This window comes from Methylobacillus gramineus (genome assembly GCF_020532675.1).
Taxonomy (GTDB): Bacteria; Pseudomonadota; Gammaproteobacteria; order Burkholderiales; family Methylophilaceae; genus Methylobacillus; species Methylobacillus gramineus.
Map to the genome: position 1 here is coordinate 1,250,855 of NZ_JAJAVE010000001.1, position 25,224 is coordinate 1,276,078.

Genomic DNA, 25,224 nt, shown 5'->3' on the forward strand with positions numbered 1-25,224 from the left:
CATGATCCTGCTATCTCTTCCTTGCTAACACTTGTAAAATGGCATCAACTTTTCCCTGAGCCAGCTTAATGGATTCATCCAGCATCGGCAAAACCCGCACTCCCCTTCTAGCACTTGCCGCACTAGGCGTAGTTTTTGGCGATATCGGCACCAGTCCGCTCTACACCATGAAAGAGGTCTTTGCCGTCAGTCCGCACCCGGTGCCGCTCACACATGACAACGTCTTTGGCATACTGGCGCTTATCCTGTGGTCGTTGATCATGGTGGTCTCAGTGAAATATGCCGCCTTCGTCATGCGGGCAGACAACAACGGTGAGGGCGGCATCATGGCCCTGCTGGCCCTGGCGAGCCGCAACCTCGCGGGCAATCCATCAAGGCAACGCATGGTGATGTACGCTGGCATCATAGGTGCCTGTATGTTTTATGCCGATGGCATGATCACCCCTGCCATTTCTGTACTTTCCGCCGTGGAAGGACTACAAGTCGCCGCACCATCGCTGGATAACTTTATCGTGCCTGTCACCCTCTTCGTGCTGTTTATCCTGTTCTGGATGCAGAGCAAAGGCACCGCAGTGGCGGGTGCCCTATTCGGCCCGATTATGGTGATCTGGTTCTTCACGCTGGGCGCGCTCGGTGTGGTTAACATTCTGCATGAACCCTTGGTGCTGCATGCCCTCAACCCTATTTACGCCGTGCGCTTCTTCATGCACTCCCCCTGGATTGCCTTTGTGGCACTGGGTTCAGTGGTACTGGCCGTAACCGGGGTAGAAGCGCTTTATGCTGACATGGGTCACTTTGGTGGCAAGCCCATCCGCTATGCCTGGTTCTTTTTTGTGCTGCCCGCGCTAGTACTCAACTACTTTGGCCAGGGTGCGTTGGTGTTACATGATGCAGAAGCCATCAAGAACCCGTTCTACCTCATGGCTCCAGAGTGGATGCTATATCCATTAATAGGTCTGGCAACCCTCGCCACCGTCATTGCCTCCCAGGCCGTAATTTCCGGCGCATTTTCAATTTCTGCCCAGGCATTGCAGCTGGGCTATTTGCCACGGATGCGGGTACTGCACACATCAGAGCAGCAAAAAGGCCAAATCTACATGCCTTACATCAACTGGAGCCTGATGCTTGCAGTGATGGCACTGGTGGTGGGTTTTGGCTCATCTGGAGACCTGGCCGCGGCCTATGGCATTGCAGTCACAGGCAACATGCTGTTCACCACGCTACTCGCCGGCATTGTGTTCCATGGCATCTGGCGCTGGAGCTGGACGCGCACCATATTGCTAGTCAGCCTGTTCCTGATTATTGATGTTGCGTTCTTCAGTGCCAATATCCTGAAAATTCCTGATGGTGGCTGGGTGCCGATTTTGATTGCTATCGTCATTTTCACGCTGATGACAACCTGGAAGCGCGGTCGCAGCCTGTTACTTGAACGGCTGAAAAACGAATCCATGCTGCTTGAACCATTCATAGAAGTGATTGGCAGCCACCCACCCGCCCGCGTAGCAGGCACGGGTATCTTCATGACGCCCAATCCGCATGGAGTGCCACACGCCATGCTGCACAACCTCAAGCACAACAAGATACTGCATGAACGCATTGTACTGCTGACCGTCAATATTGCCGACGTGCCTTATATTGCTGAGCGCAGCAGGCTGGGCCTGGAAACACTCAAACACGGTTTCTACCGCGTTACCGTGAACTATGGATTCAAGGATGATCCTAATCTCCCTCGTGATCTTGAGCTATGTAAAAGTCTCGGGCTGGAGCTGGACACCATGGAAACCTCATTCTTTATAGGCAAGGAAACTCTGTTTGCTACCCGCCAATCAGGCATGGCCTATTGGCGCAGCAAACTGTTTGTTGGGATGTTCCGTAATGCGGACAGTATTACCAACCAGTTTAAACTTCCACCCAATCGCGTAGTCGAGCTCGGCGCCCAAATCGCGCTCTAATATTGAAGTGTTCTTAACATAGCATCAGGGAATTGAAATGATGAAAACAACATTAATCCTCACCATGGCCCTCGCCACAATCCAGCTTGCAGGTTGTGCCACAACTACCAACTCCAGCGTATCTGGTGTACAGCGCAAGCAATTTCTCATGCTCTCGGAGCAACAGGTAGAAAGTATGTCAGCTGAAAGTTATGTCGCTACGCTGAAAGAAGCCAAGGATAAGAAAAAGCTCAACACCGATAGCAAAGAATTGACTCGCGTACGGACTATTTCCAATCGGCTGATTGCGCAGGCAGGTATTTTCCGCACGGATAGCAACACCTGGAAATGGGAAGTCAATGTAGAGGAAAGTGACCAGGTCAATGCCTACTGCATGCCTGGTGGCAAAATCATGGTGTATACCGGCCTGATCGACAAACTCAAAGCCACCGATGATGAGCTGGCTGCCGTCATTGGTCACGAGATTGCCCATGCCCTGCGTGAGCATGGCCGTGAACGTATGTCGATTGCTGCGGTGCAAAATGGCCTGCTGACAGGCCTGGGGATTTTTGCCGCCACCTCCAAGAACAGCAATACCGCGGCCATGGGCGTAGGTGCCGCCGCCATGGGTGCCAATCTGTTTTTCTCCCTGCCCAATGGACGTGAACAAGAACGAGAGGCTGATCGCATAGGCCTGGAGCTGGCAGCGCGTGCTGGTTACAACCCTAATGCAGCAGTTAGCTTGTGGCAAAAGATGAGCGCCCAGAATGACGGAGCACCTCCCGAATTCCTCAGCACCCATCCTTCTAACGAAAACCGCATCACCGACTTGAAGGCCTTGATTCCGAGCGTGATGCCTTTGTACCAGCAGGCGAAGACAACGAGTAAATAATATTCGCTAATGCTTGTTTTGTTTCGTCCTGCTTCTTTTGCTAAAGCCTAAAGAAGCAGGACTCACCCACCTACGCGAAAAGCACATATCTCAGCAGCACCAGTATGTAAGCATTATTTCATCCAGACAAATGAACGCATACCGCTGGTGCTGATCAGCATGACTGACAACAGCCCACTGAAGCAAATGCATATCCCTGGGCATGAAAAGGTCAATCCGTCGCACTTTCGGGTAAAATAGCGTTTTTTTAGCTATCACATTCGGAAACTGTTATGAGTCAATTGCAAACCATTATCGAAGACGCATTTGAGCGTCGTGCCGAGATCACCCCTTCTACCGTCAGTGCTGAAATCAAGGATGCTGTATTCAGCGTGATTGCGGACCTGGACAGTGGCAAACTGCGTGTTGCCGAACGTACAGATGGCCAGAACTGGGTGACGCATCAGTGGATCAAGAAAGCCGTGCTGCTGTCTTTCCGTCTGGAAGATAATGTGTTGCTGGATGACGGTGTGACACGCTATTTCGACAAAGTGCCGCCCAAGTTCGCCAATTACACTGAAGCGGATTTCAAGGCTGGTGGCTTCCGTGTAGTCCCTAACGCGATCGTGCGTCGTGGCTCCTTCATCGCAAAGAATGCAGTGTTGATGCCTTCTTACGTCAACATCGGCGCTTATGTCGGTGAAGGCACCATGGTAGACACATGGGCCACTGTCGGCTCCTGCGCGCAGATTGGCAAGAACGTTCACTTGTCTGGCGGTGTAGGCATTGGCGGCGTATTGGAGCCAGTACAAGCCGGCCCTACCATTATTGGTGACAATTGCTTTATCGGCGCGCGTTCAGAAGTGGTGGAGGGCGTAGTCGTCGAAGACAACTGCGTGATCTCCATGGGCGTTTACATCGGCCAATCCACCAAGATCTATGACCGTGAAACAGGTGCAGTAACCTATGGCCGCGTCCCATCAGGTTCCGTGGTGGTATCCGGCAACCTGCCTTCCAAGGATGGCAGCTATAGCTTGTACTGCGCCGTCATCGTGAAAAAAGTCGATGAAAAGACCTTGGGTAAAGTGGGCATCAACGAATTATTGCGTGGTATTTAATCCCACAAGCCATTATCTTTGCAGATTGCAAAATCCGTCACTGTCAAAATTTTGACAGTGACGTCAAAACACCAACAGGCTCTCACTACTGAGAACCTGTTTTTTTATGCCCGGCTAATTAAGCACACTTTAAATCCAGCCAGAAAATAACACCCTATCCCATTATTTATAAATAATAAAAATCAGACATCACTCCCACCAAATGAATTAACAAACCTCCATTGATCTATACGGCATAAAAGTTGCGCCTTACATGGTATGGCAAGAGTCGCCTGTACAGAATCAAGGAAGAATCATGGTGGGAAGTTACGATTATCGGTTGGTATTACTCTCAATATTTATTGCGTTTATTTCGTCGCTGACCGCATTCATGTTTGCCGCCCGTGTCGCTCGTAACCAGGCCATGATTGCAAAAGCATGGCTGGTACTGGGTGCAATTGCCATGGGCTCTGGTATCTGGGCCATGCACTTCATCAACATGCTGGCGCTTTCCCTGCCAACGCCCATGGGTTATTCACTGGACGACACCGTGCTGTCATGGTTGATTGCCGTCAGTATTTCATGGCTTGCTCTGGACATTGCGAGCCGCCCTCAGATCAGTCGACACATGCTGTACGCTGCTGGCAGCATCATGGGACTGGGTATTATCGGCATGCATTACACCGGCATGCACGCCATGCATATGTTTCCTGAGATTACCTATAATCACCCGGTACTGGCCTTATCGCTCGTCATCTCCATTGGTGCCTCCATATTGGCCTTATTGATGATTTTCCATATGCACTCCCAGCATGGAAAAAACAGAACCGCCGCACAATTGCTGGCCGCCACCGTCATGACCGCAGGCATTGTAGGCGCTCATTTTTCCGGCATGGCAGCTGCCAAATTTCATCCGCATGCAGTTTGTGCAAGCATCTCCACCCTACCTCCGACACTGCTTGCCATCATTATTGCGCTGGGTGCCACTGCGTTGATTTTACTGGCCGCCATCCTGGCGCTGATGGATAGCCGTAATGACCATGGTAGCAATCTCATGCAGAGCGATACCACCAACAAACTGAGCAAGATGGCGATGCTGGATTCTCTGACCCAGCTACCGAACAAGCGTTATTTCCAGAAACATCTGGATATTGGCATTCGCAGAACAACACGCCTGGGCAATGCACTGGCCGTGGCCCTGATCAAGCTGGATCAATTCAACAGTATCAATCAGTCCCTGGGACAACATATCGGTGACGAGGTGCTGAAGGCCACTGCCAAGCGGCTACAAAACGCCATACGTGGCTGTGATATGGTGGCCTATCAGGGTAGCGAAGAGTTCCTGGTACTGTTTGAAGATATCAGCACCGAATCCGATATTGCACCAGTCATGCAGCGGATTATGCAAGCGCTGAGTGTCCCATTGAGCATAGACCATCATGAACTTTCTCTATCGGCCTCCGCTGGCATTGCCATGTACCCCAAGCATGGCGACCCAGAACGTCTACTGACTTATGCTGAAGCCGCCATGCATCGTGCACAAGCGGTAGGCCGTCATCACTTCCGCTTCTTTGATGCGCGCATAGAATCCAGCTCCTACGACTTGCTGGAAACCCAGCAAGACTTGTATCACGCCCTGGAACGCAATGAGTTTGCACTGTACTTTGAACCAAGAGTGGACAGCGTCAGTAATCAAATCACCAGCCTCGAAGTATTGGCTAAATGGCAACACCCTAGCAAAGGTGCCATTCCAGCCGCGACATTTATGCCAATGGCGGAAAGCTTGGGGCTGCTAGAACCAATTACCAGCTGGATTCTTGCAGAAACCTGCCGTGTCCTGCATGAGCTGCGTGTGCGCGGCATCAACCAGAAAGCGACGGTACCACTGACCGCCGCTCAATTGCATCACCCTGAATTTCATACTGAGCTCGAGGGCCTACTCGCAACATTTTCTCTACTCGCAGATGCCCTGGTGTTGGAAATTCCAGAATCCGTATTCATGCAAAAACCAGAACAGTATGGTGACCTGATCAGAAATATGCCAGCCGTCAGCCTGAAAATTTCCCTGGAGAACTTCGGCACCAGTTTTTCCAGCCTGCAGTATCTGCAAAACCTGAAGTTGAAAGAGCTCAAGCTTGATCAGAGCTTTACTGAAGACCTAGTCAGCAACCAGAGAGCACGTGCCATTGTCGGCGCGATTATTGAACTGACCCAGGCACATGGCCTCAAAGTGATTGCCGAAAAGATCCGCACTGAAGAGCAACGCCAGATACTGTCTGATCTGCATTGCAACCAGATACAGGGCTTTCTAGTCGCCAATCCAGTGCATGAGCAAAAGCTGGCAAGTCTATTGAAGCATAGCAGCGACACAAGCATCGCAAAAAAAATCAGCCCAGCACCCTGGGTAGAAGATTCATCTATATACAGTACAGCACGATAAACATCTTCAAGTGATAAAATAGCGGGCTACGAACAAATAGAGATGAGTGATGAAGCTCTACGGCATTCCAAATTGCAGTACCGTGAAAAAAGCCCGAACCTGGCTAGACCAAAACAACATTGCCTACGAATTCCACGACTTCAAGAAATCAGGCATCAGTGCAGACACATTGCATCAGTGGCTCAGCCAGGTTGAATGGGAAAAACTGGTGAATCGTGCCGGGATGACCTGGCGCGGACTGGCTGATGCCGAAAAAGCGGCAGTGACTGATGCTGCATCAGCGTCCAAACTCATGCAGGACAAGACCTCTGTAATCAAGCGCCCGGTGTTGGTGGATCAAGGCAAAATTCTCAATCTGGGCTTTACTGAGGCAGCGTACGACAAGCTGTTCAGCCAATGAGCAAGACGCTTGAACTCGCCCAGGCCTTGATTGCCCGTCGCTCGGTCACCCCTGATGATGAAGGATGCCAAGAGCTACTGATTTCAAGACTGATACCACTGGGTTTCAAAATTGAGCGTATGCGTTTTGGCAATGTGGACAATTTTTACGCACGCAGGGGCACCGATAGCCCCCTGCTGGTCTTTGCAGGTCATACCGATGTGGTGCCAACTGGCCCGGTAGAGCAATGGCATACCCCACCGTTTGAACCCACCATCAAGGATGGCATGTTATACGGTCGTGGTGCTGCAGACATGAAAACATCATTGGCTGCGTTTATCACGGCAATTGAAGCTTTTGTGGACGAACATCCTGATCACAAGGGCTCAATCGGACTACTCATTACCTCCGATGAAGAAGGTATAGCGGTCAATGGTACAGTCAAGGTAGTTGAAGCCTTGAAAGCCCGCAATGAGCTGATTGATTACTGTATCGTCGGCGAGCCTACCTCCAGCAAGCAAGTGGGCGACATGATCAAGAATGGCCGCCGTGGCTCGCTTTCCGGCAAACTCACCATCAAAGGCGTGCAGGGCCATATTGCCTACCCACACCTGGTCAAAAACCCTATCCACTTGGTGGCCCCTGCGATCAAGGACATGGTGGAGACTGTGTGGGATGAAGGCAATGAATACTTTCCGCCCACTTCCTGGCAGATTTCCAATATGAATGGTGGCACCGGTGCCACCAATGTCGTGCCCGGTGAAGTTGAAATTCTATTCAACTTCAGGTTCTCCACCGCCAGCACGGCTGAAAGCCTCCAACAGCGTGTCCATGCAATACTAGATAAACACGAGCTTGATTATGACCTGCTGTGGGAACTCTCTGGCAAACCCTTCCTCACTCAAAAGGGCACACTGGTCAGCGCGATTTCATCAGCCATTGAGCAAGCTTTCGGCATCACACCCGAACTTTCTACCAGTGGTGGTACTTCAGATGGTCGGTTTATTGCGGACATTGCCGGTCAGATTGTTGAATTTGGCCCACTCAATGCCACCATCCACAAACTGAATGAGTGCGTTGCAGTTGCAGATATAGACCCCTTACAGGCTGCTTACACCACTACAATGAAAGAGCTGCTGTCATGATTAAATTCCCTGGTATTACCGAAGAGCTGCAAACCATCCGCGACTGGCTGCGCTTTGCTGTCAGCCGTTTTGAAGAGTCCAGCATATTTTTTGGCCATGGTACCGACAATGCCTACGATGAAGCAGTGTGGCTGATCCTGTCTGCCTTGCACCTGCCGCATGACACCCTGGATAACTTTATCGACGCACGCCTGTTGCCACCAGAGCGCACACGCCTGAAAGAACTGATACGCCGCCGCATTACTGACCGCACACCCACCGCTTATCTGGTGAATGAAGCCTGGTTAAAGGGATTCAAGTTTTACGTGGATGAACGCGTGATTGTGCCGCGCTCATTTATCGCAGAACTCCTGGAAGACGGCCTCAGTCCCTGGGTTGAATATCCGGAAATGGTGGAAAGTGCTGCCGATATTTGCACTGGTAGCGGCTGTCTTGGAGTATTGCTCGCACACTCATTTCCCAATGCAGACGTAGACGTCATCGACATATCTCCCGATGCGCTGGCTGTAGCCAATATCAATATCCGCAATTACGGCCTGGAAGACCAGATCACCGCGATTGAATCGGATATGTTCAGCAACTTGCAGGATAAAACCTACGATCTGATTATCAGCAATCCGCCTTACGTGGATGCACCGTCAATGGCAGTGCTGCCTCAGGAATATCAAAATGAGCCTCAAATTGCGCTAGGTAGTGGTTTATCCGGCCTGGACCACACGCATACCCTACTCAAGGAAGCAGGCAACTACCTCAATGAGGGGGGCTTGCTGGTCGTGGAAATTGGCCATAACCGTGATGCCCTGCTGGAAGCTTATCCCGAGATCCCGTTTACCTGGCTGGAAGTGGATTCAGGCAATGAGTTTGTCTTCCTGTTGACCAAAGAACAACTCCCTTAGCCATGTCAGATCCCAGAGTCTTTTTCGCTGCCGAACGCACCATGCTAGCCTGGGTGCGCTCAGGCATTACCTTGATGGCGCTGGGCTTTGTTGTCGCCAAGTTTGGCTTGTTCCTGACCCTGCTGGCCCCAGGTGCCGCACATGACCTGATTACCCACCAATGGCTATCCGACATGCTCGGCATGCTGCTGGTCATCAGCGGTGCTGTGGTCATCCTCTGCGCGCAATACAACCACCGCCTCTACGTCCGCACCCTGCCAGCAGTCGATGTCCCGCCCATGGCACTGCCATGGCTGACATCGGTACTTTCCATCTCGGTCGCCATGGCTGGTTTGCTCCTGGCCATCGACCTCATGATGTTCTAAAACAGGTGTGGCTCTTTCTGGGCCATACCTGCCTGTTTATTCATATCCCTATTTGCCAGCCCGTTTAGGCTTGGCAACCGGTACATCGCCCGCCTGACGAATGCGCCGATTAGCGGGTTTTCTTGGCTTGGGTGCACTGGTGGTTGCCCTGCCCTGGCCTTCACTCTTTCTACCTCTGGAGTTGCGATTACTCACATCACGTCGAGTATCTGCAGGCCTGGCTCTTGCCTCTTCCCGGCTAGCACTGGCTGGCTGGCTTTCTGTACGTTCACCTGTGCGTGCCGGCCTGTCTCTTGAGGTCCTGATCGACTCCTCACGTGTCTTAGTCACGCGTCGTGGCCCGCGGCTTTCCACTGAAGCAGGCTCTGCTGAATCAAATCTGGATTTACGTGCCTTGGGCGTAAACACTTTGCCTATCTTTTCTTTTTCGCGCGGGCTCAGCTGTTTCAATGGCGTTTTTGGCAATTCCAGTTCGGCCCATTCCAGCAAACCAGTTACTTCCTTGGCATCCAGATGCAGCATTTGCCCACGCTTGACGCGAGGTGGCAGATTGACCGGGCCAAAACGCACACGAATCAAACGACTGACGGGTTTCTGGAATGCCTCGAACAAACGCCGAACTTCACGGTTACGGCCTTCACGCAGGATTACCTCATACCAGTGGTTTGAACCTTCCCCACCTTGAGGGCGTATGCTATCGAAATTGGCTGGGCCATCATCAAGCTCTATACCCTGGGTAAGTTGCAGCATTTCTTCATCGCTCAGCTCGCCGAAGATGCGGACAGCATATTCACGTTCAACTTCATAGCGTGGATGCATGAAACGATTCGCCAGCTCGCCAGAAGTCGTGAAGATCAACAGGCCTGAGGTGTTCATGTCCAGTCGGCCGACCGCAATCCACTTGGCACCACGTACCGGAGGTAACTTGTCAAATACAGTCGCCCGTTTTTCCGGGTCATCCTGGGTGACAATCTCGCCTTCGGGTTTGTGATAAATCAGTACTTGTGGCAATTCGGCTTCAAAAGGCAGATGCAAAGGTCGGCTATCCAGGCGTACCACATCCCCCAACACCACCGCAGCACCTACTATCGCCACCTTGCCATTGATCGTGATACGGCCACTCTCAATCAGGGTTTCCATTTCACGGCGCGACCCCAACCCTGACAATGCCAATAGCTTGTGCAGACGCTGAGGAACGGCATCAGGATCAGCGACGACAGGCTTGAAACTGGTATTGCGCGGATTGCGTTGTTGCTTGAAGGGACGTGCCATAAATTCAACCTCTTAAATTAGCTGCATATTATAAGCCACCATAGCCAAAAGCCCCAGAGACTTAGCAGGGCAAGACTGGCACGACCTTATGCCATACACACGCTTAATCGGCTTGAGCGGGCTCCAGCGGTATTTCCTGCTGGGTAAAATGCTGGACAGGGGGAAGCTCGGAAAGGGAACGCAAGCCCAGATCATCCAGAAAAGTCTTGGTCGTGGCATACAGCGAGGGACGGCCAGGCACATCGCGCTGACCGACAATATCCACCCAGTTGCGCTCAAGGAACTGGCGCATGATGTTGGGGTTCACCGCCACGCCGCGGATTTCTTCAATATCGCCGCGGGTGACTGGTTGACGATAGGCAATGATCGCAAGGGTTTCCAGCGCGGCGCGAGAATATCTTGCAGAGCGCTCAGGATTGATACGGGCAATAAACGGGGCAAACTCGGCACGTGCCTGGAAACGCCAGCCACTGGCAACTTGAACCAGCTCCATGCTCCGTCCTTGCCACTCTGCCTTCATTTCATCCAGCAACATGCGTAGGGTGGCGCGCTCCATACGACCGGCAAACGGCCGCAACAACTCATCCAGAGATAACGGCTGGCCTGCTGTCAGCAATACCGCCTCCAGCACCTGCTTCATTTCTATGATGGTTTGCGGCTCATTCATGAGTAGTGATCATCACGTCAGCGGCTTGCAAGTAAATCGGACTGAACGCCGCTTGCTGGGTAATGCGAACCAGCCCTTCCCGCGCCAACTCCAGAATTGCAAGAAAATACACGACCAGTTTGGGCAGCCCCTCATTCACCACATCAAACAACTGGGTGAACTCCAGCAAGGATTCCTGCTGCAAGCGCCGTAACACCAGGCTCATATGCTCACGGACAGACAGCTCTGCGCGCCCGACTTTATGGTGTTGAAAATGGCTGGCACGTTTAAGCACGGATTGCCAGGCGGTCATCAACTCATCAAAGCTGACCTCTGGCCATTGCACTTGTGAAATCTGCTCATAATAAGCCTGCGCGACCGGTATATCATGACCAAACTGTGGCATCTCATCCAGCCTTTGCGCGGCCAGCTTGATCGCCTCATATTCCATCAGGCGCCTCACCAGCTCAGCGCGCGGATCTTCTTCTTGTTCCATGGCCTCAGGCTTGGGCAGGAGCATGCGCGACTTGATCTCGATCAGCATCGCAGACATCAGCAGATAATCTGCGGCCAGCTCCAGCTTTTCCTCACGCATCTTCTCGACATAATCCATGTATTGTCGTGTGAGGTCTGCCATGGGAATATCCAGGATATCCAGGTTGTGCTTGCGTATCAGGTACAGTAGCAGGTCCAGCGGGCCCTCAAAGGCGTCGAGGTAGACCTCCAGCGCATCAGGCGGAATATACAAATCCTGCGGGATGCTATCAAGCTGTTCACCGTAGATTCTGACGTCAATCGCAAGCTGGGTAGCCATGCAGGGCTTAATGCTTGACCGAGTGTGAAAACAGGTTGATCACCAGCACACCGGCAATAATCAGTGCAATGCCACCAATCGCTGCCCAGTCCAGTGACTGCCGATAAAACACCCATGCCAGCAAGGACACCAGCACAATGCCCAGACCAGACCAGATGGCATACATGATGCCGAGGGGAAATACCCGCAGGCTGATGGTCATGAAGTAGAAAGCAGCACCATATCCCAGCACCACCAGTACCGACGGCCAGAAACGCGTGAACTCATTTGAAGCCTTCAATGCCGTGGTAGCCATGACCTCAGCCCCAATGGCAATCGCAATTGCCAGCCAGTGATTCATGCCTGCATCCCGTTACTATTCAACATTGCTTATCCAAAAATGCCAGCGAAGAACGCCAGAAACAAACTGATAAACGGCATCATGATCTTGGACAAGATGCCAGTAAACATCAGTACCAGCAAAATAATGAAGCCATAACGCTCGAGCTGGGCAAACTTGTAGGCCATGTGATTGGGCATGAGGCTGACAGCAATACGCCCGCCATCCAGCGGTGGCAATGGCAGCAGGTTAAGCACCATCAACACTACATTCACCAGGATACCGGCCTGGCCCATGTAGGCCACGGGAACCGCCAGGTCGGCAGGCAATATGCTTGAGAACTTGAACACCAAAGCCCAGAAAATCGCCATGGCAAAATTGGACGCAGGACCCGCTGCTGCGACCCAGCGCATATCCCGTTTGGGGTCGCGCAGCCGTGCATAGTCCACCGGCACCGGCTTGGCCCAGCCAAACAGGAAGCCAGTCCCTGACAACACCAGCAATGCAGGTACCAGGATGGTGCCTATCGGATCTATATGCTTGATCGGATTCAGCGTGATCCGGCCCAGACTCTGCGCAGTGGTGTCGCCAAAATGCTTGGCAGCATAACCATGGGCGGCTTCATGCACCGTAATCGCAAAAATGACCGGCAAGGCATAAATGGCTATTTGTTGAATCAGTGTTAATTCCATCACTCATCCAGGCCAAAAGGTTTAGGATCACCGGCTCCCAGCCTGACCAGGCTAGGTATTTCAGCGGTAAGGTCAATCACTGTCGTCGGCTCTATTGAACAGGCCCCGGCATCAATCACCAGATCGGCCTGATGCTCCAGACGATCGCGAATTTCCCAGGCCTCATTCAGTGGCGCTTCATCTTCCGGCAGTTGCAGGGTCATGCTCAACATAGGCTCGTTCAACTCTTCCAGCAAGGCCTGAGTCACGGCATGCTGTGGGACACGCAAGCCCACGGTGCTGCGCTTGGGATGCTGCAAGCGGCGCGGCACTTCACGTGTTGCCTTGAGGATGAAAGTGTATTGCCCAGGCGTATTGGCCTTGAGCAGGCGAAACTGGCTGTTATCCACCTGGGCATAGGTTGCCAGCTCGGCAAGGTTACGGCACACCAGGGTGAAATGATGGCTATCGTCTACCCCACGGATTTCACGTATACGGTCTTGCGCCTCTTTATTGCCAAGGATACAGCCCAGCGCATAGCTGGAATCAGTGGGGTAAGCCACCACACCACCATTACGCAATATGGCGACAGCCTGGTGAATCAGGCGGGACTGCGGGTTCTCTGGATGAATTACAAAATATTGCGCCAAATCAATGCACCTCTGTGTTGAATATTTCAGTCTCTGGCCATCCTTGCCACACGGGTACACAACCGCGCGGCAGGTCAGGCAAGCGACCCATTTCTATATAGGCATGACCAGGACCATGATAATCCGAGCCCATGGAAGACTTCAGGTCAAACATATTGGCCAGCTTGGCATATTCCTGATACTGGTCCACGGTATGGCTACCGGTCACCACTTCAATCGCCGTACCGCCCAGGTTGCGGAACTCCTCCAGTAACAGCAGCATATTGGTACGGCCTATATCGTAGCGTCCTGGGTGGGCCAGTACAGCCACACCACCGCTACCGTTGATCCAGCTAATCACCTCTTCCAGTTCAGCCCACTGATGTTCAAAGTAACCTGGCTTGCCTTTCACCAGGTAGCGCTTGAATACGCCCTTAATACTGGAAGCATGCCCCTTGTCTATCAGGAATCTGGCAAAGTGCGCGCGACTGATAATGCCCTGTTTGGCATACGCATATGAGCCTTCCAGGCTGCCATGGATACCAAATTTCTCCAGGCTGGCGGCCATACCCTGTGCACGCAGATGACGGCCTGCGCGGATCTTGGCTAGTCCATCGCTCAGCGGGGCATATGCTGGATCCACTTTCAAACCCACCACATGAATGGTACGACGGCGCCAGGTCACGGAAATTTCCACACCATTGATAAACTGCATGCCCTGCCCGGTGGCAATCTTGCGCGCCACGGTCAAACCACCCGTATCATCATGGTCGGTCAGGGCCAATACCTTGACGCCTTTTTCTGCGGCATGCATGACCAGGTCTTCAGGCGCGAGTAGGCCATCAGAGATAGTGGAGTGGCTATGTAGATCAATCAGGGAGGGCATATGAAGTGGCTGCTTGAGGGACTGCTTGTTAGTCTTGACGAATCATAGCAAAATACACCCTCAACTTAAACTTAATCAGCGTCATGCTTCTGCTGCGCCCTACCTTCGGATAACACCATGAAGTTTCTTTTCGACTTGTTCCCGGTCATTTTGTTTTTTATTGTCTACAAGTTTTTCGGGATCTATGAAGCTACCGCTGCCGCAATTGTCGCCACCATAATCCAGATTGCCTGGGCAAAAATACGCACAGGCAAGGTAGATGGCGCCCTGATCGTCAGTGGCATCATCATTGTGGTATTTGGTGGCGCCACCCTGTGGCTGCACAACGAAAACTTCATTAAGTGGAAACCCACCATTCTTTACTGGTTCTTTACCATCGGCCTGATTGGCAGTAACTGGCTGTTCAAGAAAAACCTGATCCGCAAGATGATGGAAAAGCAGATTGCCATGCCGGACTCAGCGTGGAACAAACTGAACACGGCCTGGGCCATATTCTTCCTGGTGCTGGGCTTTATCAATCTGTATGTTGCCTTCAACTACTCCACTGACCTGTGGGTTGACTTCAAACTGTTTGGCACCATGGGGCTGATGCTGGTGTTCGTCATCGGGCAAAGTCTGCTGTTAAACAAATACATTAGCGAACAGGACCCAAAATAATGTGGTACGCCATCATTGCAGATGACACCCCCAATAGCCTGGAAAAACGCCTAGCAGCGCGCCCGGCACATCTGGAAAGACTGCAGCAGCTGCAAAATGAAGGCCGCTTGCTGCTAGCAGGCCCCTTCCCGGCGATTGACAGCGCCGACCCAGGCCCAGCGGGCTTCTCCGGCAGCCTGATTGTGGCGGAATTTGATAGTCTGACAGCAGCTCAGCAATGGGCAAATGATGATCCTTTTGTGAACGCTGGCGTTTATTCTGCTGTCACAGTCAAACCTTTTCGTAAAACCTTGCCAGCCTGAACAGAATTGAATGACCTTAATTGAAGAAATTCGCAGCAAACTGGCTGTACTTGAGCCAGTACAGCTTGATATACGCGATGACAGCGCGCTCCACGCAGGACATGCCGGCAGCAATGGTGGTAGCCATTTCACCTTGACGATTAGCAGCTCGCAATTTTGCGGCAAATCTCACATAATTCGTCACCGCCATGTCTACCAGGCGCTGGGCAACCTTATCCCCGGGAGGATACATGCGTTGAGTATCAAGGCGTTTGCCACGGATGAACCATGTCCTGTCACAATCGCTTGATAAGTTCGCTCATGATTGATGACACTAATTTTAAAACAGACTAAGGAACCCTCATGAAACTCACAACCAGCGCCCTGATTGCTACGGTCGCTTTCGGCTTTATGCAACCTGTTTATGCTGCTGGCGCCAGTGGCAGTATTGCCACAGTTAACGGCAAGCCTATCAAGCAATCGCTATATGACTTCATTGCCAAAGATGCGACCACGCGCGGTCAAACCATTGATGACAACGTCAAGAACGTCATTATCAACAAGTTGATTGGTAGTGAACTGGTGTACCAGGAAGCCCAGCGCACAGGCCTGGACAAGCAACCTGACTACATCGCCAAGGAAGAACTGACTCGTCGCGAACTACTGGTCAACACTTTCCTGCAGGACTACATCAAGAAGCATCCAGTGAGTGAAGCTGACACCAAGCTGGCTTACGAGAAATACAAGCAGGAACTGGGTGACAAAGAATACAGCGCACGCCACATCCTGGTACCGACTGAAGCTGAAGCCAAGGACGTGATTGCCCAACTGGGTAAGGGTGGCGACTTTGCAAAGCTGGCCAAGGAGAAATCCAAGGATCCAGGTTCACAGGAAAAAGGTGGTGACCTGGGCTGGTTTGCCCCTGCCGGCATGGTCAAGCCATTCAGTGATGCTGTCAGCAAGCTGCAAAAAGGCAAATATACCCCGACTCCGGTGCAGACACAGTTCGGCTGGCACGTCATCAAGCTGGAAGATACTCGCACTACCCAGCCACCAGCGTATGACGACGTAAAAGAAGGCCTGCAAAAACAATTGCAGCAACGTAATCTGGAAAAGCTGCTGACAGAACTGCGCAGCAAGGCCAAGATTGAAACACCTTCTGGTACGCCTGCACCTGCAGCCAAGTAATTAATGCTTGCCTGAGATCGCATAGAAAAGCCTGCCCCTCACGGCAGGCTTTTTCTTTAAGAGTGACTAATAAAACTCAGCGAAGCGGCCTTGGCTAGGCGTTTTTCCACAGGCAGTACAAGGCCAAAGCAACAACACCAAGAGCGTGTTGTTAGCCGCTCTACATAGGCCAGCACACGTTCTTTACACCCTTTAACCGGCTGTCAATCATGCACAATATCCAGTATCACGTTCGGCTCAATGCCCCACAGACCCACCTGTTCCAGCTGCAATGCATCATCACCCAGCCTGACAGTTTGGGACAAACCGTCTCCCTGCCAGCATGGCTGCCTGGGAGTTATCTGGTGCGGGATTTTTCCCGGCATATTGTCAGCATAGCAGCAAGCTCCAACGGCAAGGAAGTCTTGCTGGAAAAACTGGATAAAAGTACCTGGCGCGCCGCACCTTGTGTCGGGCCGCTAGTAATTGAATATCAGGTCTATGCTTATGATCTTTCCGTACGCACGGCTTATCTTGATCAGGAACGTGCCTACTTCAATGGCAGCAGCCTCTTTCTGCAAGTGCACGACCAGGAGGAGCAGCTATGCAGCGTCATATTGCACAAGCCGGGCAAGGCTTACCAGGACTGGCAAGTCGCCACCACCATGCCAGCCGTCAAGCTCGACAAATCCGGGTTTGGCGAATACCAGGCCGATCATTACCTAGCGTTGATCGATTATCCCGTTGAAATAGGCAAGCTGGCAATTGCCAGCTTCAAGGCGGGTGGCGTACCCCACCGTATTATCGTGTCAGGCAAACATCAGGCCGACCTCAAGACCATCGCACGTGACCTGAAAACCCTGTGCGATCATCACATCAAGTTTTTCGGCAAGGCGCCATTCAAACGCTACGACTTTCTACTCTATGCCGCTGCCGATAATCAATATGGTGGACTGGAACATAGTGATTCCACCAGCTTGATTTGTCCACGCAGCTGGCTACCGGTCAAGGGCGAACAACATGATCGAGCCAACTATCAGGACTTCCTGGGACTTTGCAGCCATGAATACTTCCACGCATGGCACGTCAAACGCATCCGCCCCGCTATATTCGGCAAGCCCGCGCTCAGCCGTGAGGCCTATACCCGATTGCTATGGGTATTCGAGGGATTCACTGCCTATTACGATACCTTGGCTCTGGTGCGCTGCGGACTCATGTCCGAACAAGAATACCTGGCGGCACTGAGCAAGGACATTACGCGTTTCCTGCGCACCCCTGGCCGTCATGTTCAGTCCCTGGAAGAGTCCAGTTTTGATAGCTGGATCAAGCTATACAAGCCTGATGAAAATACGCCTAACAGCCAGATCAGCTATTACCTCAAGGGATCATTGGTGGCACTGGCGATAGACCTGAGCCTCCGACTCGAAGGTCGATCGCTGGATGAGGTCATGCATGCTCTGTGGCAGCGTTACCAGACTGAACAACAGCTGGTGGAGGAAGGCAGCATGGAAGCGTTCATCCAGCAAGTCTGCGGCAAGAAACTGGGGAAATTGTTCAGCAACTGCGTACGCGGTACGGATGATCCACCTTTAAGCAAACTGCTGGCAAAGTTTGGCATCGTATTCACCGCACAAGCAGACAGTGAGGCTGACCTGGTGCGCAATATGCTGGGCCTGCAGCTTGCAGGAGAGGAAACCCGCATTGCCCATGTATTTAGTGGTACTAGCGCAGAAGAGGCCGGATTGGCCGCAGGTGATGTGATTATCGCCCATGACCAGTTGAAGGCCACGGCCAAAAGCCTCAAAGCCCAACTCAAGCGCAAACCAGCAAACAGTCGCATGGTGTTGCACTATTTCCGCCGCGATGAGTTATCTACTACGAATATCGTCTTGCGCGACCATGCACTTGCCTCTGCTAAACTCAGCCTCAAAGAGAAAAGCAACAAGGAGCAGTCTCAATTACGGCAGGACTGGCTAACAGCATCTTGATATAATCATCCATACTTTTTTGCGCCCTTATTCTCACCACAAGCACGGACCCATGAGCAAGCAGATATCCTCTTTTCCTGGCAGTTTTTTCTCCCGCATGATGACCGCAGCCCTGGCTGGCCTGATCTGGCTGGGTACTACCCACAGTGCGGTTGCCGTCACCAATGACGAAAAAGCACAAACTGCCGTGCATATGCTGGACTATGTCAGCGTGGATTACCCGACCTTTGTTCAGGATGGCACAGTACTCAATCCAGATGAATATGAAGAGCAACTGGAGTTTGCTACCCAGTCTGCCACTTTGCTGGGCGAGCTGCCAGCCACACCGCAACAGCCTCAATTGCTGGCACAGGCAGCGCAGCTCCAGGCATTGATCAAGGCCAAGAAGGAAGGTGCGGAAGTTGCGGCAGCCGCCAATAATCTGCGTCTGGCTGTGATTCAGGCTTACAAGTTGACCGTTACACCCAAGGATGTACCCGATCTCAATCGTGGCGCTCAGTTATTTGGCGCAACCTGTGCTGCCTGCCATGGCGCGACAGGGCACGGGGATGGCCCTCTGGCAAAAGGCCTGGAGCCTGAGCCTAGCAACTTTCACGACGAAGACCGCATGCGCATGCGCAGTATTTACGGTCTTTACAACACCATTACCCTGGGCGTCAGTGGCACGCCTATGCAGCCCTATAGCCAACTACCTGAAAATGATCGCTGGAGCCTGGCATTCTATGTCAGCACTTTGCGAGCCAACCCTGAGCAGCAAGCTCAAGGAGAAAGCCTATGGCAACAGGGCACAGGTAAACATGAGTTTAGCAGCCTGAAAGACCTGGTGATGCATGCTCCTGCCGAGATTGAAGTCAAAGGTGCGGGACTGGGCACCGTCCAGACTTACCTGACAGCGCATCCAGAAGCCATCAGAAGCGCCGCGCCAAGCCCGCTCGTTGTCACGCGTAGCAAGCTGGCAGAGACCTTGCAGGCCTATGAAAAAGGTGATCGTGACAGCGCACGCCAACTTGCCATCAGCGCCTATCTTGAAGGCTTTGAGCTGGTAGAGAACAGCCTGAACAATGTGGACAAGGACCTGCGTAGCGAGGTCGAACGTGAAATGATGGATTTGCGCGCCGCCATTGCCAAGGGAGTCAGTCCTGAGGCATTGTCAGCACAGATAGACAGCATCACGAAACTACTGGATGCAGCGGATGAAAAGCTGGGTTCAGGCAGCCTGAGTGGCACCACCGCATTCATCAGTTCGTTGCTCATCCTGCTGAGAGAAGGTCTGGAAGCGATTCTTGTACTGGCAGCACTGAGTGCATTCATCAGCAAAACCGGTCGACGTGATGCCCTGCCCTATTTCCATCTGGGCTGGATCTTTGCCATCCTGCTCGGTGGTGTCACCTGGTATGTGGCAAGCTACCTGCTGACGATTTCCGGCGCAGGCCGTGAAATGACCGAAGGTATTACTGCGCTGGTTGCCTCCGCCATGTTGCTCTATGTCGGTTACTGGCTGCATAGCAAGTCACATGCCCATGCCTGGCAGAAATTTATCAGTACCCAGGTCACCGCAGCCCTGGACAAGCGCACCTGGTGGGCCATTGCTGGCCTTTCCTTTCTCGCCGTCTACCGCGAACTGTTTGAAGTCATCCTGTTTTACGAAGCCCTGTGGGCACAGACTGGTAGCAACGGTCAAACTGCAGTGATTGCCGGGATTGTGACTGCTGCCGTATTACTGGCTATCCTGACCTGGGTAATCCTGAAATACAGTGTGCGACTGCCATTAGGTAAATTCTTCGCTGCCACCGCCGGTCTGCTTGCCTTGCTCGCTGTGATTTTTGCCGGTAACGGTATTGCCGCTCTGCAAGAAGCAGGCGTGTTGACTGCCGACCGCATCAACTTCATTACCGTGCCACTGCTGGGTATATTCCCAACCATACAAACACTGGCCGCCCAAGGTATTGCACTTGCTTTGGTGTTTGCAGGCATGCTGGCAACGCGTAGCCAGGAGAAGCACTAGTCAACTTAGTCAACTCACCTCACTCATGAGCAATAAAAAGCCCGGCGATGCCGGGCTTTTTATTGGAAAAAACAATATGGCTTAACGGATTATCTCACCGCAGAAAATTCCAGCGCATTGCCATCAGGATCACGGCAGAACAAGGCCGCACGTCCGGACATACTCATGCTGTACTCGATCCCGGCTTGATCAAAGGCTTGCTTGATCTGCATCACATCTTCTACCGCAAATGCAACATGGTGATCCCGCCCACCATGCTTGGGATGGATCACCTCGGTATAAGGATTGGGCACCACCATCAAATGTAATTGATTGATGCCAATGTCATACCAGACTCCCTCAAAGCTCAGCTCAGGACGTGCATCGCTAGGAACCAAGCCAAGCAGGCCCTCATAAAATGCACGGGATTGTTTGATATCCGACACAATCAGGCCGGTATGCAACATTTGATTGATTTTGATCATATTCTGCTCCAGGCACTCCTTACACTGCCGCCGCGCTATACCGTGCGGAACATAAAATATACGGCACCGACCAGGCACAAGCCGGCCCAGAGGAAATCCAGCTTGATCGGTTGATGCATGTAAAATATGGCGAAAGGCAGGAATACCGACAGCGAGATGACTTCCTGCAGTATCTTGAGCTGCGCCAGCGACATCGCGGTATAACCTATCCGGTTAGCAGGCACCTGGAACATATACTCCAGCAAGGCAATACCCCAACTCAGAAAAGCCGCGATATACCAGGGCTTGTCATTCAGGTTGCGCAAATGTGCATACCAGGCAAACGTCATGAAAACGTTGGATACGCTCAACAACAAGACTGTCTTCAGGAAGACCGGCATAAGGGATGGGGCCCTGCCCAGTGAGATTAAATCGCCGCCTCGCCGGTTTCCCCGGTACGGATTCGAATAATCTGCTCGATGGATGTCACAAAAATCTTGCCATCTCCAATCTTGCCAGTGCGAGCTGCCTTGATGATAGATTCAACTGCAGCATCCACCATATTGTCGGCAACCACTAGCTCTACCTTGATCTTGGGCAGGAAGTCCACGACGTATTCAGCGCCCCGATAAAGTTCGGTATGGCCTTTTTGGCGCCCAAACCCCTTGACCTCAGTCACGGTGAGTCCGTTGGCACCAATTTCCGAAAGGGCCTCGCGCACTTCATCCAGTTTGAATGGTTTGATGACTGCTTCGATTTTCTTCATAACTTATTCCCTTCTCCTGTCAATTCTACCAAGCTTGATGACTATCCATTAAACACAAACTTGCTGGTCAATGGATAGCGTCTGTCCTTGCCAAACCCGCGTTGGGTAATCCTGACTCCCACCGGCGCCTGGCGTCTCTTATATTCATTGCGGTCTATCAACGTTGTCACCCGCACCACATCCTGCTCACGATACCCCATGGCAATAATTTCGGAACGGCTGTAATCATGCTCCACATAAGCCTCCATGATTGCATCCAGTACGGCATATTCAGGCAGGCTATCCTGGTCGGTCTGCCCATGCCTGAGCTCCGCAGAAGGCGGACGCATGATAATACGTTCCGGTATCACCGGAGAGATAGTATTACGATACTGTGCCAGGCGATAGACCAGTGTTTTAGGAATATCCTTCAGCAAGGCAAAACCGCCTGCCATGTCACCATACAGGGTGGAATATCCCACTGCGGTTTCGCTTTTATTGCCTGTGGTCAGCACAATCGTGCCAAACTTGTTGGAGAGCGCCATCAACAAGGTGCCACGAATTCTCGCCTGCAGGTTTTCCTCGGTGGTATCAAAGGGCCGACCGGCAAACTCATCTGCCAGTGTCGTGCAGAACTGTTCAAACAACGGCGCGATCGCCATTTCGCTATATTTTACCTGCAAGCCTGTCGCCATCTTGCGTGCATCGTCCACACTCATGGACGCAGTAAACTCGGAAGGCATCATGATGGCATGGACTTTATCAGCACCCAGCGCATCCACAGCAATCGCCAGGGTCAGGGCAGAGTCTATGCCACCAGATAAGCCCAGCACCACCCCAGGAAAACCATTTTTCTGCACATAATCACGCAATCCCAGGCTCAAGGCCTGATACACCGATTGCTCCATCGCAGGCACCGGGCTGACATCCGCTGCCCTAGGCCCAGCCTGATCAAATTCCACCAGCGCCAGCGTTTCTTCAAATGCAGGAAGCTGCTGGGTAATATGGCCTTCATCTGTCATCACAAAGGAAGCACCATCAAACACCAGTTCATCCTGACCGCCCACCATATTGGCGTAGATAATGGGTAAACCGTTTTCCTTGATGCGATCCCGCACGACCTGATACCGCTCATCCTGCTTGCTGATATGGTAAGGCGAGGCATTGAGCACCAAGATGATGTCAGCACCAGCCTCGCGGGCAAGTTTGGCAGGCTTGGGACCCCAGATATCAGCGCAAATGACAACGCCTATGTTGAGCCCTTCGTGTTCAAACACCAGCGCTTTATCGCCTTCACTGAAATAGCGCACCTCATCGAACACGCTATGATTGGGCAATAGCTGCTTGTGATAAGTCGCCAATACTTGCTTGCGGCGAAGGATAGAAGCTGCGTTATAGCAATTGCCCAGATATTTACGGGGATGGCCAACCACGACCGTCACACCCTCTGGTAGATCTTCAGCCAGTTGATACAAAGCCTGTTCGCAAGCCCGATTAAAGTCATCACGCAGCAATAGATCCTCAGGTGAATAACCGCTCAATCCAAGTTCAGGGCTAAGCAACAGGCTGGCACCAGCGGCTTGAGCCTGGACTGCATACTGCAGGATTTTTGCACTATTACCCGACAGGTCACCCACGGTACAGTTGATTTGCGCAATGGCAATTTTCATTTAATAGCTACCGCCGGCATCCTTGATCATCTGCACAATTTCCGGGCTCTTGCCTTTCAAGGCATACACCAGTGCCGTAAGACCATATTGATCCTTGACCTTCACGTTAGCACCACGATCCAGCAGCAACCTGACCATCTCAGCATTGCCATTGCTCACGGCATACTGCAGGATGGGCGTGCCTTCGGAATCCCTATGGTTCACATCGGCGCCTCTCTCAATGAGGGCTTTGGCGGCCTCGGTGTTGGATTTTTTAACAGCCCAGGTCAGGGCAGTCCATTTGGTTTTATCTTGTACATCGGCTTTTGCACCACGATCCATCAGCAGCTTGATCGCATCGGTATTGCCTTCACGCGCCGCATACATCAATGAGGTTGAGCCAAAACGATCTCGTGCAGCAATATCGGCACCGTTATCAAGCAAGGTGGCAATAGTTGGCAAATCCCCGTTCTTGGCAGCGTACATGAGGATACTCTTGCCATCATCGCTCTTGCTGCTGGCATCAATACCATGCTGCACCAGTAACCCCACCATTTCACTATACCCGGAGGTCGCCGCCATACCGAGTGCACTCCAGCCAGATTCATCGCGAACCTTGGCATCTGCCCCTTTTTCCAGCAAGACCTTGGCCGTTGCCACGAAGTTTTTCTTGGCAGCAAACATCAGGGCCGTCCAGCCACCAGCATCGGTAGCGTTCACATTAGCGCCCTTATCCAGCAATACCCTTGCCACGTCGGCTTTATCCTTGCGTGCTGCGTACATAAGCGCCGTGATGCCTTCAGCATCCTTGGTATTGGCATCTGCGCCGCTATTGAGCAGTGAAGTCACCGTGGCAACATCGCCCTTGGACGACACGGTCAATAGATAAGGCACTTGATCTCGTGCAACAGCCGACAGGGAAAATACCATCAGCAAGCTTGCACATAGCGTCAGGGCCTTGATATTACGCAACATAGAGAATCCCGTGGTCGTGATTTGTAAGAGTCTAACTTCCAATTAGCCTGCCCGCAGCCAAGCTGCAGTCCCGTTATTGCTTGGCCTTGATGGCGGCCTGCACCGCTTCACCCAGCCCAGCCGGGGAACTTGCCACAATCACGCCAGCTTGTTCCAGCGCCCTGATCTTGTCTTCAGCACGGCCACTACCGCCGGAAATAATTGCCCCGGCATGCCCCATGCGCTTGCCTGTAGGGGCGGTCTGGCCAGCAATATAACCAGCCACTGGCTTGGTCACATGGTGGCGAATATAATCTGCTGCGGCCTCTTCATCGCTGCCGCCAATTTCCCCGACCATGATAATGGCTTCGGTTTCAGGATCTGCCTCAAACAATGCCAGGCAGTCGATGAAATTCATCCCACGGATAGGGTCACCACCGATACCGACACAGGTAGACTGGCCCAGCCCCAATGCCGTGGTCTGATGCACCGCCTCATAGGTTAATGTACCGGAACGCGAGACTATGCCTACCTTGCCACGCAGATGAATACTGCCAGGCATAATGCCTATCTTGCATTCATCCGGGGTGATCACTCCAGGGCAATTTGGCCCCACCAGGCGTGTACCGTTAGCCTTGAGTGCGGCCTTCACATTCAGCATATCCAGTACCGGGATACCTTCTGTAATACAGACAATCAGTTCTATGCCTGCATCACAGGCTTCCAGGATGGAATCCGCCGCAAATGGTGGCGGCACGTAAATGACTGAGGCATTGGCCCCGGTTTCTGCCACGGCATCGCGCATGGTATTGAAAACAGGCAAATCAAGATGGCGTTGACCGCCTTTGCCCGGCGTGACACCACCGACCATCTTGGTACCGTATGCCAGTGCCTGCTCTGAGTGGAATGTCCCCTGCTTGCCGGTAAATCCCTGGCACAGCACTTTTGTATTCTTGTTGACTAGAATTGCCATG

Annotated in this window: 27 protein-coding genes; 14 read left to right on the top strand and 13 right to left on the bottom strand. The window is 52.3% G+C overall.

The window, feature by feature from the left end:
• Positions 1-68 precede the first annotated feature (68 nt).
• From LG201_RS05835 to LG201_RS05870, 8 genes are all read left to right on the top strand, one after another.
• On the top strand, positions 69-1,952 hold the full coding sequence (locus tag LG201_RS05835) for a potassium transporter Kup (RefSeq protein WP_226771220.1): 1,884 nt from the start codon (positions 69-71) through the stop codon (positions 1,950-1,952).
• Between the two features lie 40 nt (positions 1,953-1,992).
• Positions 1,993-2,823 carry a M48 family metallopeptidase gene (locus LG201_RS05840; RefSeq protein ID WP_404809723.1) on the top strand — a complete coding sequence of 277 codons (831 nt, stop codon included), beginning with the start codon at positions 1,993-1,995 and terminating at the stop codon, positions 2,821-2,823.
• 272 nt (positions 2,824-3,095) lie between these two features.
• A complete protein-coding gene (dapD, locus tag LG201_RS05845) occupies positions 3,096-3,920 on the top strand; it encodes a 2,3,4,5-tetrahydropyridine-2,6-dicarboxylate N-succinyltransferase (protein WP_226771222.1) in 825 nt (274 codons plus the stop codon).
• Between the two features lie 295 nt (positions 3,921-4,215).
• Positions 4,216-6,339: a putative bifunctional diguanylate cyclase/phosphodiesterase gene (locus LG201_RS05850; protein WP_226771223.1), complete on the top strand. Its 2,124-nt coding sequence runs from the start codon at positions 4,216-4,218 to the stop codon at positions 6,337-6,339.
• A gap of 49 nt (positions 6,340-6,388) precedes the next feature.
• The gene (locus LG201_RS05855) at positions 6,389-6,739 is read left to right on the top strand and encodes an ArsC family reductase (RefSeq protein ID WP_226771224.1); all 351 of its coding nucleotides are present in this window, start codon (positions 6,389-6,391) and stop codon (positions 6,737-6,739) included.
• Entirely contained in the window at positions 6,736-7,863 is a 1,128-nt protein-coding gene (gene dapE / locus LG201_RS05860) for a succinyl-diaminopimelate desuccinylase (RefSeq protein ID WP_226771225.1), read from the top strand. The genes LG201_RS05855 and dapE overlap by 4 nt, the downstream gene beginning before the upstream one ends.
• Positions 7,860-8,759 carry a 50S ribosomal protein L3 N(5)-glutamine methyltransferase gene (gene prmB / locus LG201_RS05865; RefSeq protein WP_226771226.1) on the top strand — a complete coding sequence of 300 codons (900 nt, stop codon included), beginning with the start codon at positions 7,860-7,862 and terminating at the stop codon, positions 8,757-8,759. The genes dapE and prmB overlap by 4 nt, the downstream gene beginning before the upstream one ends.
• Before the next feature lie 2 nt (positions 8,760-8,761).
• Positions 8,762-9,124 carry a YidH family protein gene (locus LG201_RS05870; RefSeq protein WP_226771227.1) on the top strand — a complete coding sequence of 121 codons (363 nt, stop codon included), beginning with the start codon at positions 8,762-8,764 and terminating at the stop codon, positions 9,122-9,124.
• Between the two features lie 48 nt (positions 9,125-9,172).
• Here LG201_RS05870 and rluB read toward each other — a convergent pair whose 3' ends face one another.
• From rluB to LG201_RS05905, 7 genes are all read right to left on the bottom strand, one after another.
• Complete coding sequence (gene rluB / locus LG201_RS05875) at positions 9,173-10,396, bottom strand: 23S rRNA pseudouridine(2605) synthase RluB (protein ID WP_226771228.1); 1,224 nt, start codon at positions 10,394-10,396, stop codon at positions 9,173-9,175.
• Positions 10,397-10,499: 103 nt separating this feature from the next.
• Positions 10,500-11,063, bottom strand: coding sequence for an SMC-Scp complex subunit ScpB (scpB, locus tag LG201_RS05880; protein ID WP_226771229.1), 564 nt, complete (start codon positions 11,061-11,063; stop codon positions 10,500-10,502).
• Positions 11,056-11,856, bottom strand: coding sequence for a segregation and condensation protein A (locus tag LG201_RS05885; RefSeq protein ID WP_226771230.1), 801 nt, complete (start codon positions 11,854-11,856; stop codon positions 11,056-11,058). The genes scpB and LG201_RS05885 overlap by 8 nt, the downstream gene beginning before the upstream one ends.
• 7 nt (positions 11,857-11,863) lie before the next feature.
• Positions 11,864-12,196 (bottom strand): DMT family transporter, encoded by a 333-nt coding sequence (locus LG201_RS05890; protein ID WP_226771231.1) that lies wholly within the window; start codon positions 12,194-12,196, stop codon positions 11,864-11,866.
• Positions 12,197-12,225: 29 nt separating this feature from the next.
• Positions 12,226-12,867, bottom strand: a complete 642-nt coding sequence (locus tag LG201_RS05895; protein ID WP_226771232.1) for a site-2 protease family protein — start codon at positions 12,865-12,867, stop codon at positions 12,226-12,228.
• The gene (locus LG201_RS05900; RefSeq protein ID WP_226771233.1) at positions 12,867-13,496 is read right to left on the bottom strand and encodes an L-threonylcarbamoyladenylate synthase; all 630 of its coding nucleotides are present in this window, start codon (positions 13,494-13,496) and stop codon (positions 12,867-12,869) included. Before LG201_RS05900 ends, LG201_RS05895 begins: the two co-directional genes overlap by 1 nt.
• A gap of 1 nt (position 13,497) precedes the next feature.
• A complete protein-coding gene (locus tag LG201_RS05905) occupies positions 13,498-14,361 on the bottom strand; it encodes a 3',5'-nucleoside bisphosphate phosphatase (RefSeq protein WP_226771234.1) in 864 nt (287 codons plus the stop codon).
• A gap of 117 nt (positions 14,362-14,478) precedes the next feature.
• On the opposite strand from LG201_RS05905, the gene LG201_RS05910 reads away from it, so the two are divergent.
• From LG201_RS05910 to LG201_RS05935, 6 genes are all read left to right on the top strand, one after another.
• Positions 14,479-15,018 (top strand): septation protein A, encoded by a 540-nt coding sequence (locus LG201_RS05910; protein WP_226771235.1) that lies wholly within the window; start codon positions 14,479-14,481, stop codon positions 15,016-15,018.
• On the top strand, positions 15,018-15,320 hold the full coding sequence (locus tag LG201_RS05915; RefSeq protein WP_226771236.1) for a YciI family protein: 303 nt from the start codon (positions 15,018-15,020) through the stop codon (positions 15,318-15,320). The genes LG201_RS05910 and LG201_RS05915 overlap by 1 nt, the downstream gene beginning before the upstream one ends.
• A gap of 10 nt (positions 15,321-15,330) precedes the next feature.
• A complete protein-coding gene (locus LG201_RS05920) occupies positions 15,331-15,609 on the top strand; it encodes a BolA family protein (RefSeq protein WP_226771237.1) in 279 nt (92 codons plus the stop codon).
• A gap of 53 nt (positions 15,610-15,662) precedes the next feature.
• The gene (locus LG201_RS05925) at positions 15,663-16,487 is read left to right on the top strand and encodes a peptidylprolyl isomerase (protein WP_226771238.1); all 825 of its coding nucleotides are present in this window, start codon (positions 15,663-15,665) and stop codon (positions 16,485-16,487) included.
• 209 nt (positions 16,488-16,696) lie between these two features.
• A complete protein-coding gene (locus LG201_RS05930; protein ID WP_226771239.1) occupies positions 16,697-18,454 on the top strand; it encodes a M61 family metallopeptidase in 1,758 nt (585 codons plus the stop codon).
• Positions 18,455-18,506: 52 nt separating this feature from the next.
• Positions 18,507-20,459, top strand: a complete 1,953-nt coding sequence (locus LG201_RS05935; protein ID WP_226771240.1) for a cytochrome c/FTR1 family iron permease — start codon at positions 18,507-18,509, stop codon at positions 20,457-20,459.
• Between the two features lie 89 nt (positions 20,460-20,548).
• Here the strand turns inward: LG201_RS05935 and LG201_RS05940 are convergent, their stop codons facing one another.
• From LG201_RS05940 to sucD, 6 genes are all read right to left on the bottom strand, one after another.
• Positions 20,549-20,923, bottom strand: coding sequence for a VOC family protein (locus tag LG201_RS05940; protein ID WP_226771241.1), 375 nt, complete (start codon positions 20,921-20,923; stop codon positions 20,549-20,551).
• A 35-nt stretch (positions 20,924-20,958) separates the two neighbouring features.
• Positions 20,959-21,303 (bottom strand): DMT family protein, encoded by a 345-nt coding sequence (locus tag LG201_RS05945; RefSeq protein ID WP_226771242.1) that lies wholly within the window; start codon positions 21,301-21,303, stop codon positions 20,959-20,961.
• Between the two features lie 26 nt (positions 21,304-21,329).
• Positions 21,330-21,668, bottom strand: coding sequence for a P-II family nitrogen regulator (locus LG201_RS05950; protein ID WP_226771243.1), 339 nt, complete (start codon positions 21,666-21,668; stop codon positions 21,330-21,332).
• Positions 21,669-21,709: 41 nt separating this feature from the next.
• Complete coding sequence (locus LG201_RS05955) at positions 21,710-23,317, bottom strand: NAD+ synthase (protein WP_226771244.1); 1,608 nt, start codon at positions 23,315-23,317, stop codon at positions 21,710-21,712.
• Entirely contained in the window at positions 23,318-24,271 is a 954-nt protein-coding gene (locus LG201_RS05960; RefSeq protein ID WP_404809714.1) for an ankyrin repeat domain-containing protein, read from the bottom strand.
• Positions 24,272-24,344: 73 nt separating this feature from the next.
• Positions 24,345-25,223: a succinate--CoA ligase subunit alpha gene (sucD, locus tag LG201_RS05965; RefSeq protein WP_226771245.1), complete on the bottom strand. Its 879-nt coding sequence runs from the start codon at positions 25,221-25,223 to the stop codon at positions 24,345-24,347.
• Position 25,224: the final 1 nt, after the last annotated feature.

Excerpts from the sequence above, each read along its gene's own strand:
- dapE (WP_226771225.1), top strand. The coding sequence starts at position 6,736 with ATGAGCAAGACGCTTGAACTCGCCCAGGCCTTGATTGCCCGTCGCTCG.
- LG201_RS05870 (WP_226771227.1), top strand. The coding sequence starts at position 8,762 with ATGTCAGATCCCAGAGTCTTTTTCGCTGCCGAACGCACCATGCTAGCC.
- LG201_RS05890 (WP_226771231.1), bottom strand. The coding sequence starts at position 12,196 with ATGAATCACTGGCTGGCAATTGCGATTGCCATTGGGGCTGAGGTCATG.
- LG201_RS05905 (WP_226771234.1), bottom strand. The coding sequence starts at position 14,361 with ATGCCCTCCCTGATTGATCTACATAGCCACTCCACTATCTCTGATGGC.
- LG201_RS05840 (WP_404809723.1), top strand. The coding sequence starts at position 1,993 with ATGAAAACAACATTAATCCTCACCATGGCCCTCGCCACAATCCAGCTT.
- LG201_RS05950 (WP_226771243.1), bottom strand. The coding sequence starts at position 21,668 with ATGAAGAAAATCGAAGCAGTCATCAAACCATTCAAACTGGATGAAGTG.
- LG201_RS05925 (WP_226771238.1), top strand. The coding sequence starts at position 15,663 with ATGAAACTCACAACCAGCGCCCTGATTGCTACGGTCGCTTTCGGCTTT.
- LG201_RS05915 (WP_226771236.1), top strand. The coding sequence starts at position 15,018 with ATGTGGTACGCCATCATTGCAGATGACACCCCCAATAGCCTGGAAAAA.
- scpB (WP_226771229.1), bottom strand. The coding sequence starts at position 11,063 with ATGAATGAGCCGCAAACCATCATAGAAATGAAGCAGGTGCTGGAGGCG.
- LG201_RS05835 (WP_226771220.1), top strand. The coding sequence starts at position 69 with ATGGATTCATCCAGCATCGGCAAAACCCGCACTCCCCTTCTAGCACTT.
- LG201_RS05940 (WP_226771241.1), bottom strand. The coding sequence starts at position 20,923 with ATGATCAAAATCAATCAAATGTTGCATACCGGCCTGATTGTGTCGGAT.
- LG201_RS05850 (WP_226771223.1), top strand. The coding sequence starts at position 4,216 with ATGGTGGGAAGTTACGATTATCGGTTGGTATTACTCTCAATATTTATT.
- prmB (WP_226771226.1), top strand. The coding sequence starts at position 7,860 with ATGATTAAATTCCCTGGTATTACCGAAGAGCTGCAAACCATCCGCGAC.
- dapD (WP_226771222.1), top strand. The coding sequence starts at position 3,096 with ATGAGTCAATTGCAAACCATTATCGAAGACGCATTTGAGCGTCGTGCC.
- LG201_RS05930 (WP_226771239.1), top strand. The coding sequence starts at position 16,697 with ATGCACAATATCCAGTATCACGTTCGGCTCAATGCCCCACAGACCCAC.
- LG201_RS05910 (WP_226771235.1), top strand. The coding sequence starts at position 14,479 with ATGAAGTTTCTTTTCGACTTGTTCCCGGTCATTTTGTTTTTTATTGTC.
- LG201_RS05960 (WP_404809714.1), bottom strand. The coding sequence starts at position 24,271 with ATGTTGCGTAATATCAAGGCCCTGACGCTATGTGCAAGCTTGCTGATG.
- LG201_RS05935 (WP_226771240.1), top strand. The coding sequence starts at position 18,507 with ATGAGCAAGCAGATATCCTCTTTTCCTGGCAGTTTTTTCTCCCGCATG.
- LG201_RS05895 (WP_226771232.1), bottom strand. The coding sequence starts at position 12,867 with ATGGAATTAACACTGATTCAACAAATAGCCATTTATGCCTTGCCGGTC.
- LG201_RS05955 (WP_226771244.1), bottom strand. The coding sequence starts at position 23,317 with ATGAAAATTGCCATTGCGCAAATCAACTGTACCGTGGGTGACCTGTCG.
- LG201_RS05885 (WP_226771230.1), bottom strand. The coding sequence starts at position 11,856 with ATGGCTACCCAGCTTGCGATTGACGTCAGAATCTACGGTGAACAGCTT.
- LG201_RS05920 (WP_226771237.1), top strand. The coding sequence starts at position 15,331 with ATGACCTTAATTGAAGAAATTCGCAGCAAACTGGCTGTACTTGAGCCA.
- rluB (WP_226771228.1), bottom strand. The coding sequence starts at position 10,396 with ATGGCACGTCCCTTCAAGCAACAACGCAATCCGCGCAATACCAGTTTC.
- LG201_RS05945 (WP_226771242.1), bottom strand. The coding sequence starts at position 21,303 with ATGCCGGTCTTCCTGAAGACAGTCTTGTTGTTGAGCGTATCCAACGTT.
- LG201_RS05855 (WP_226771224.1), top strand. The coding sequence starts at position 6,389 with ATGAAGCTCTACGGCATTCCAAATTGCAGTACCGTGAAAAAAGCCCGA.
- sucD (WP_226771245.1), bottom strand. The coding sequence starts at position 25,223 with ATGGCAATTCTAGTCAACAAGAATACAAAAGTGCTGTGCCAGGGATTT.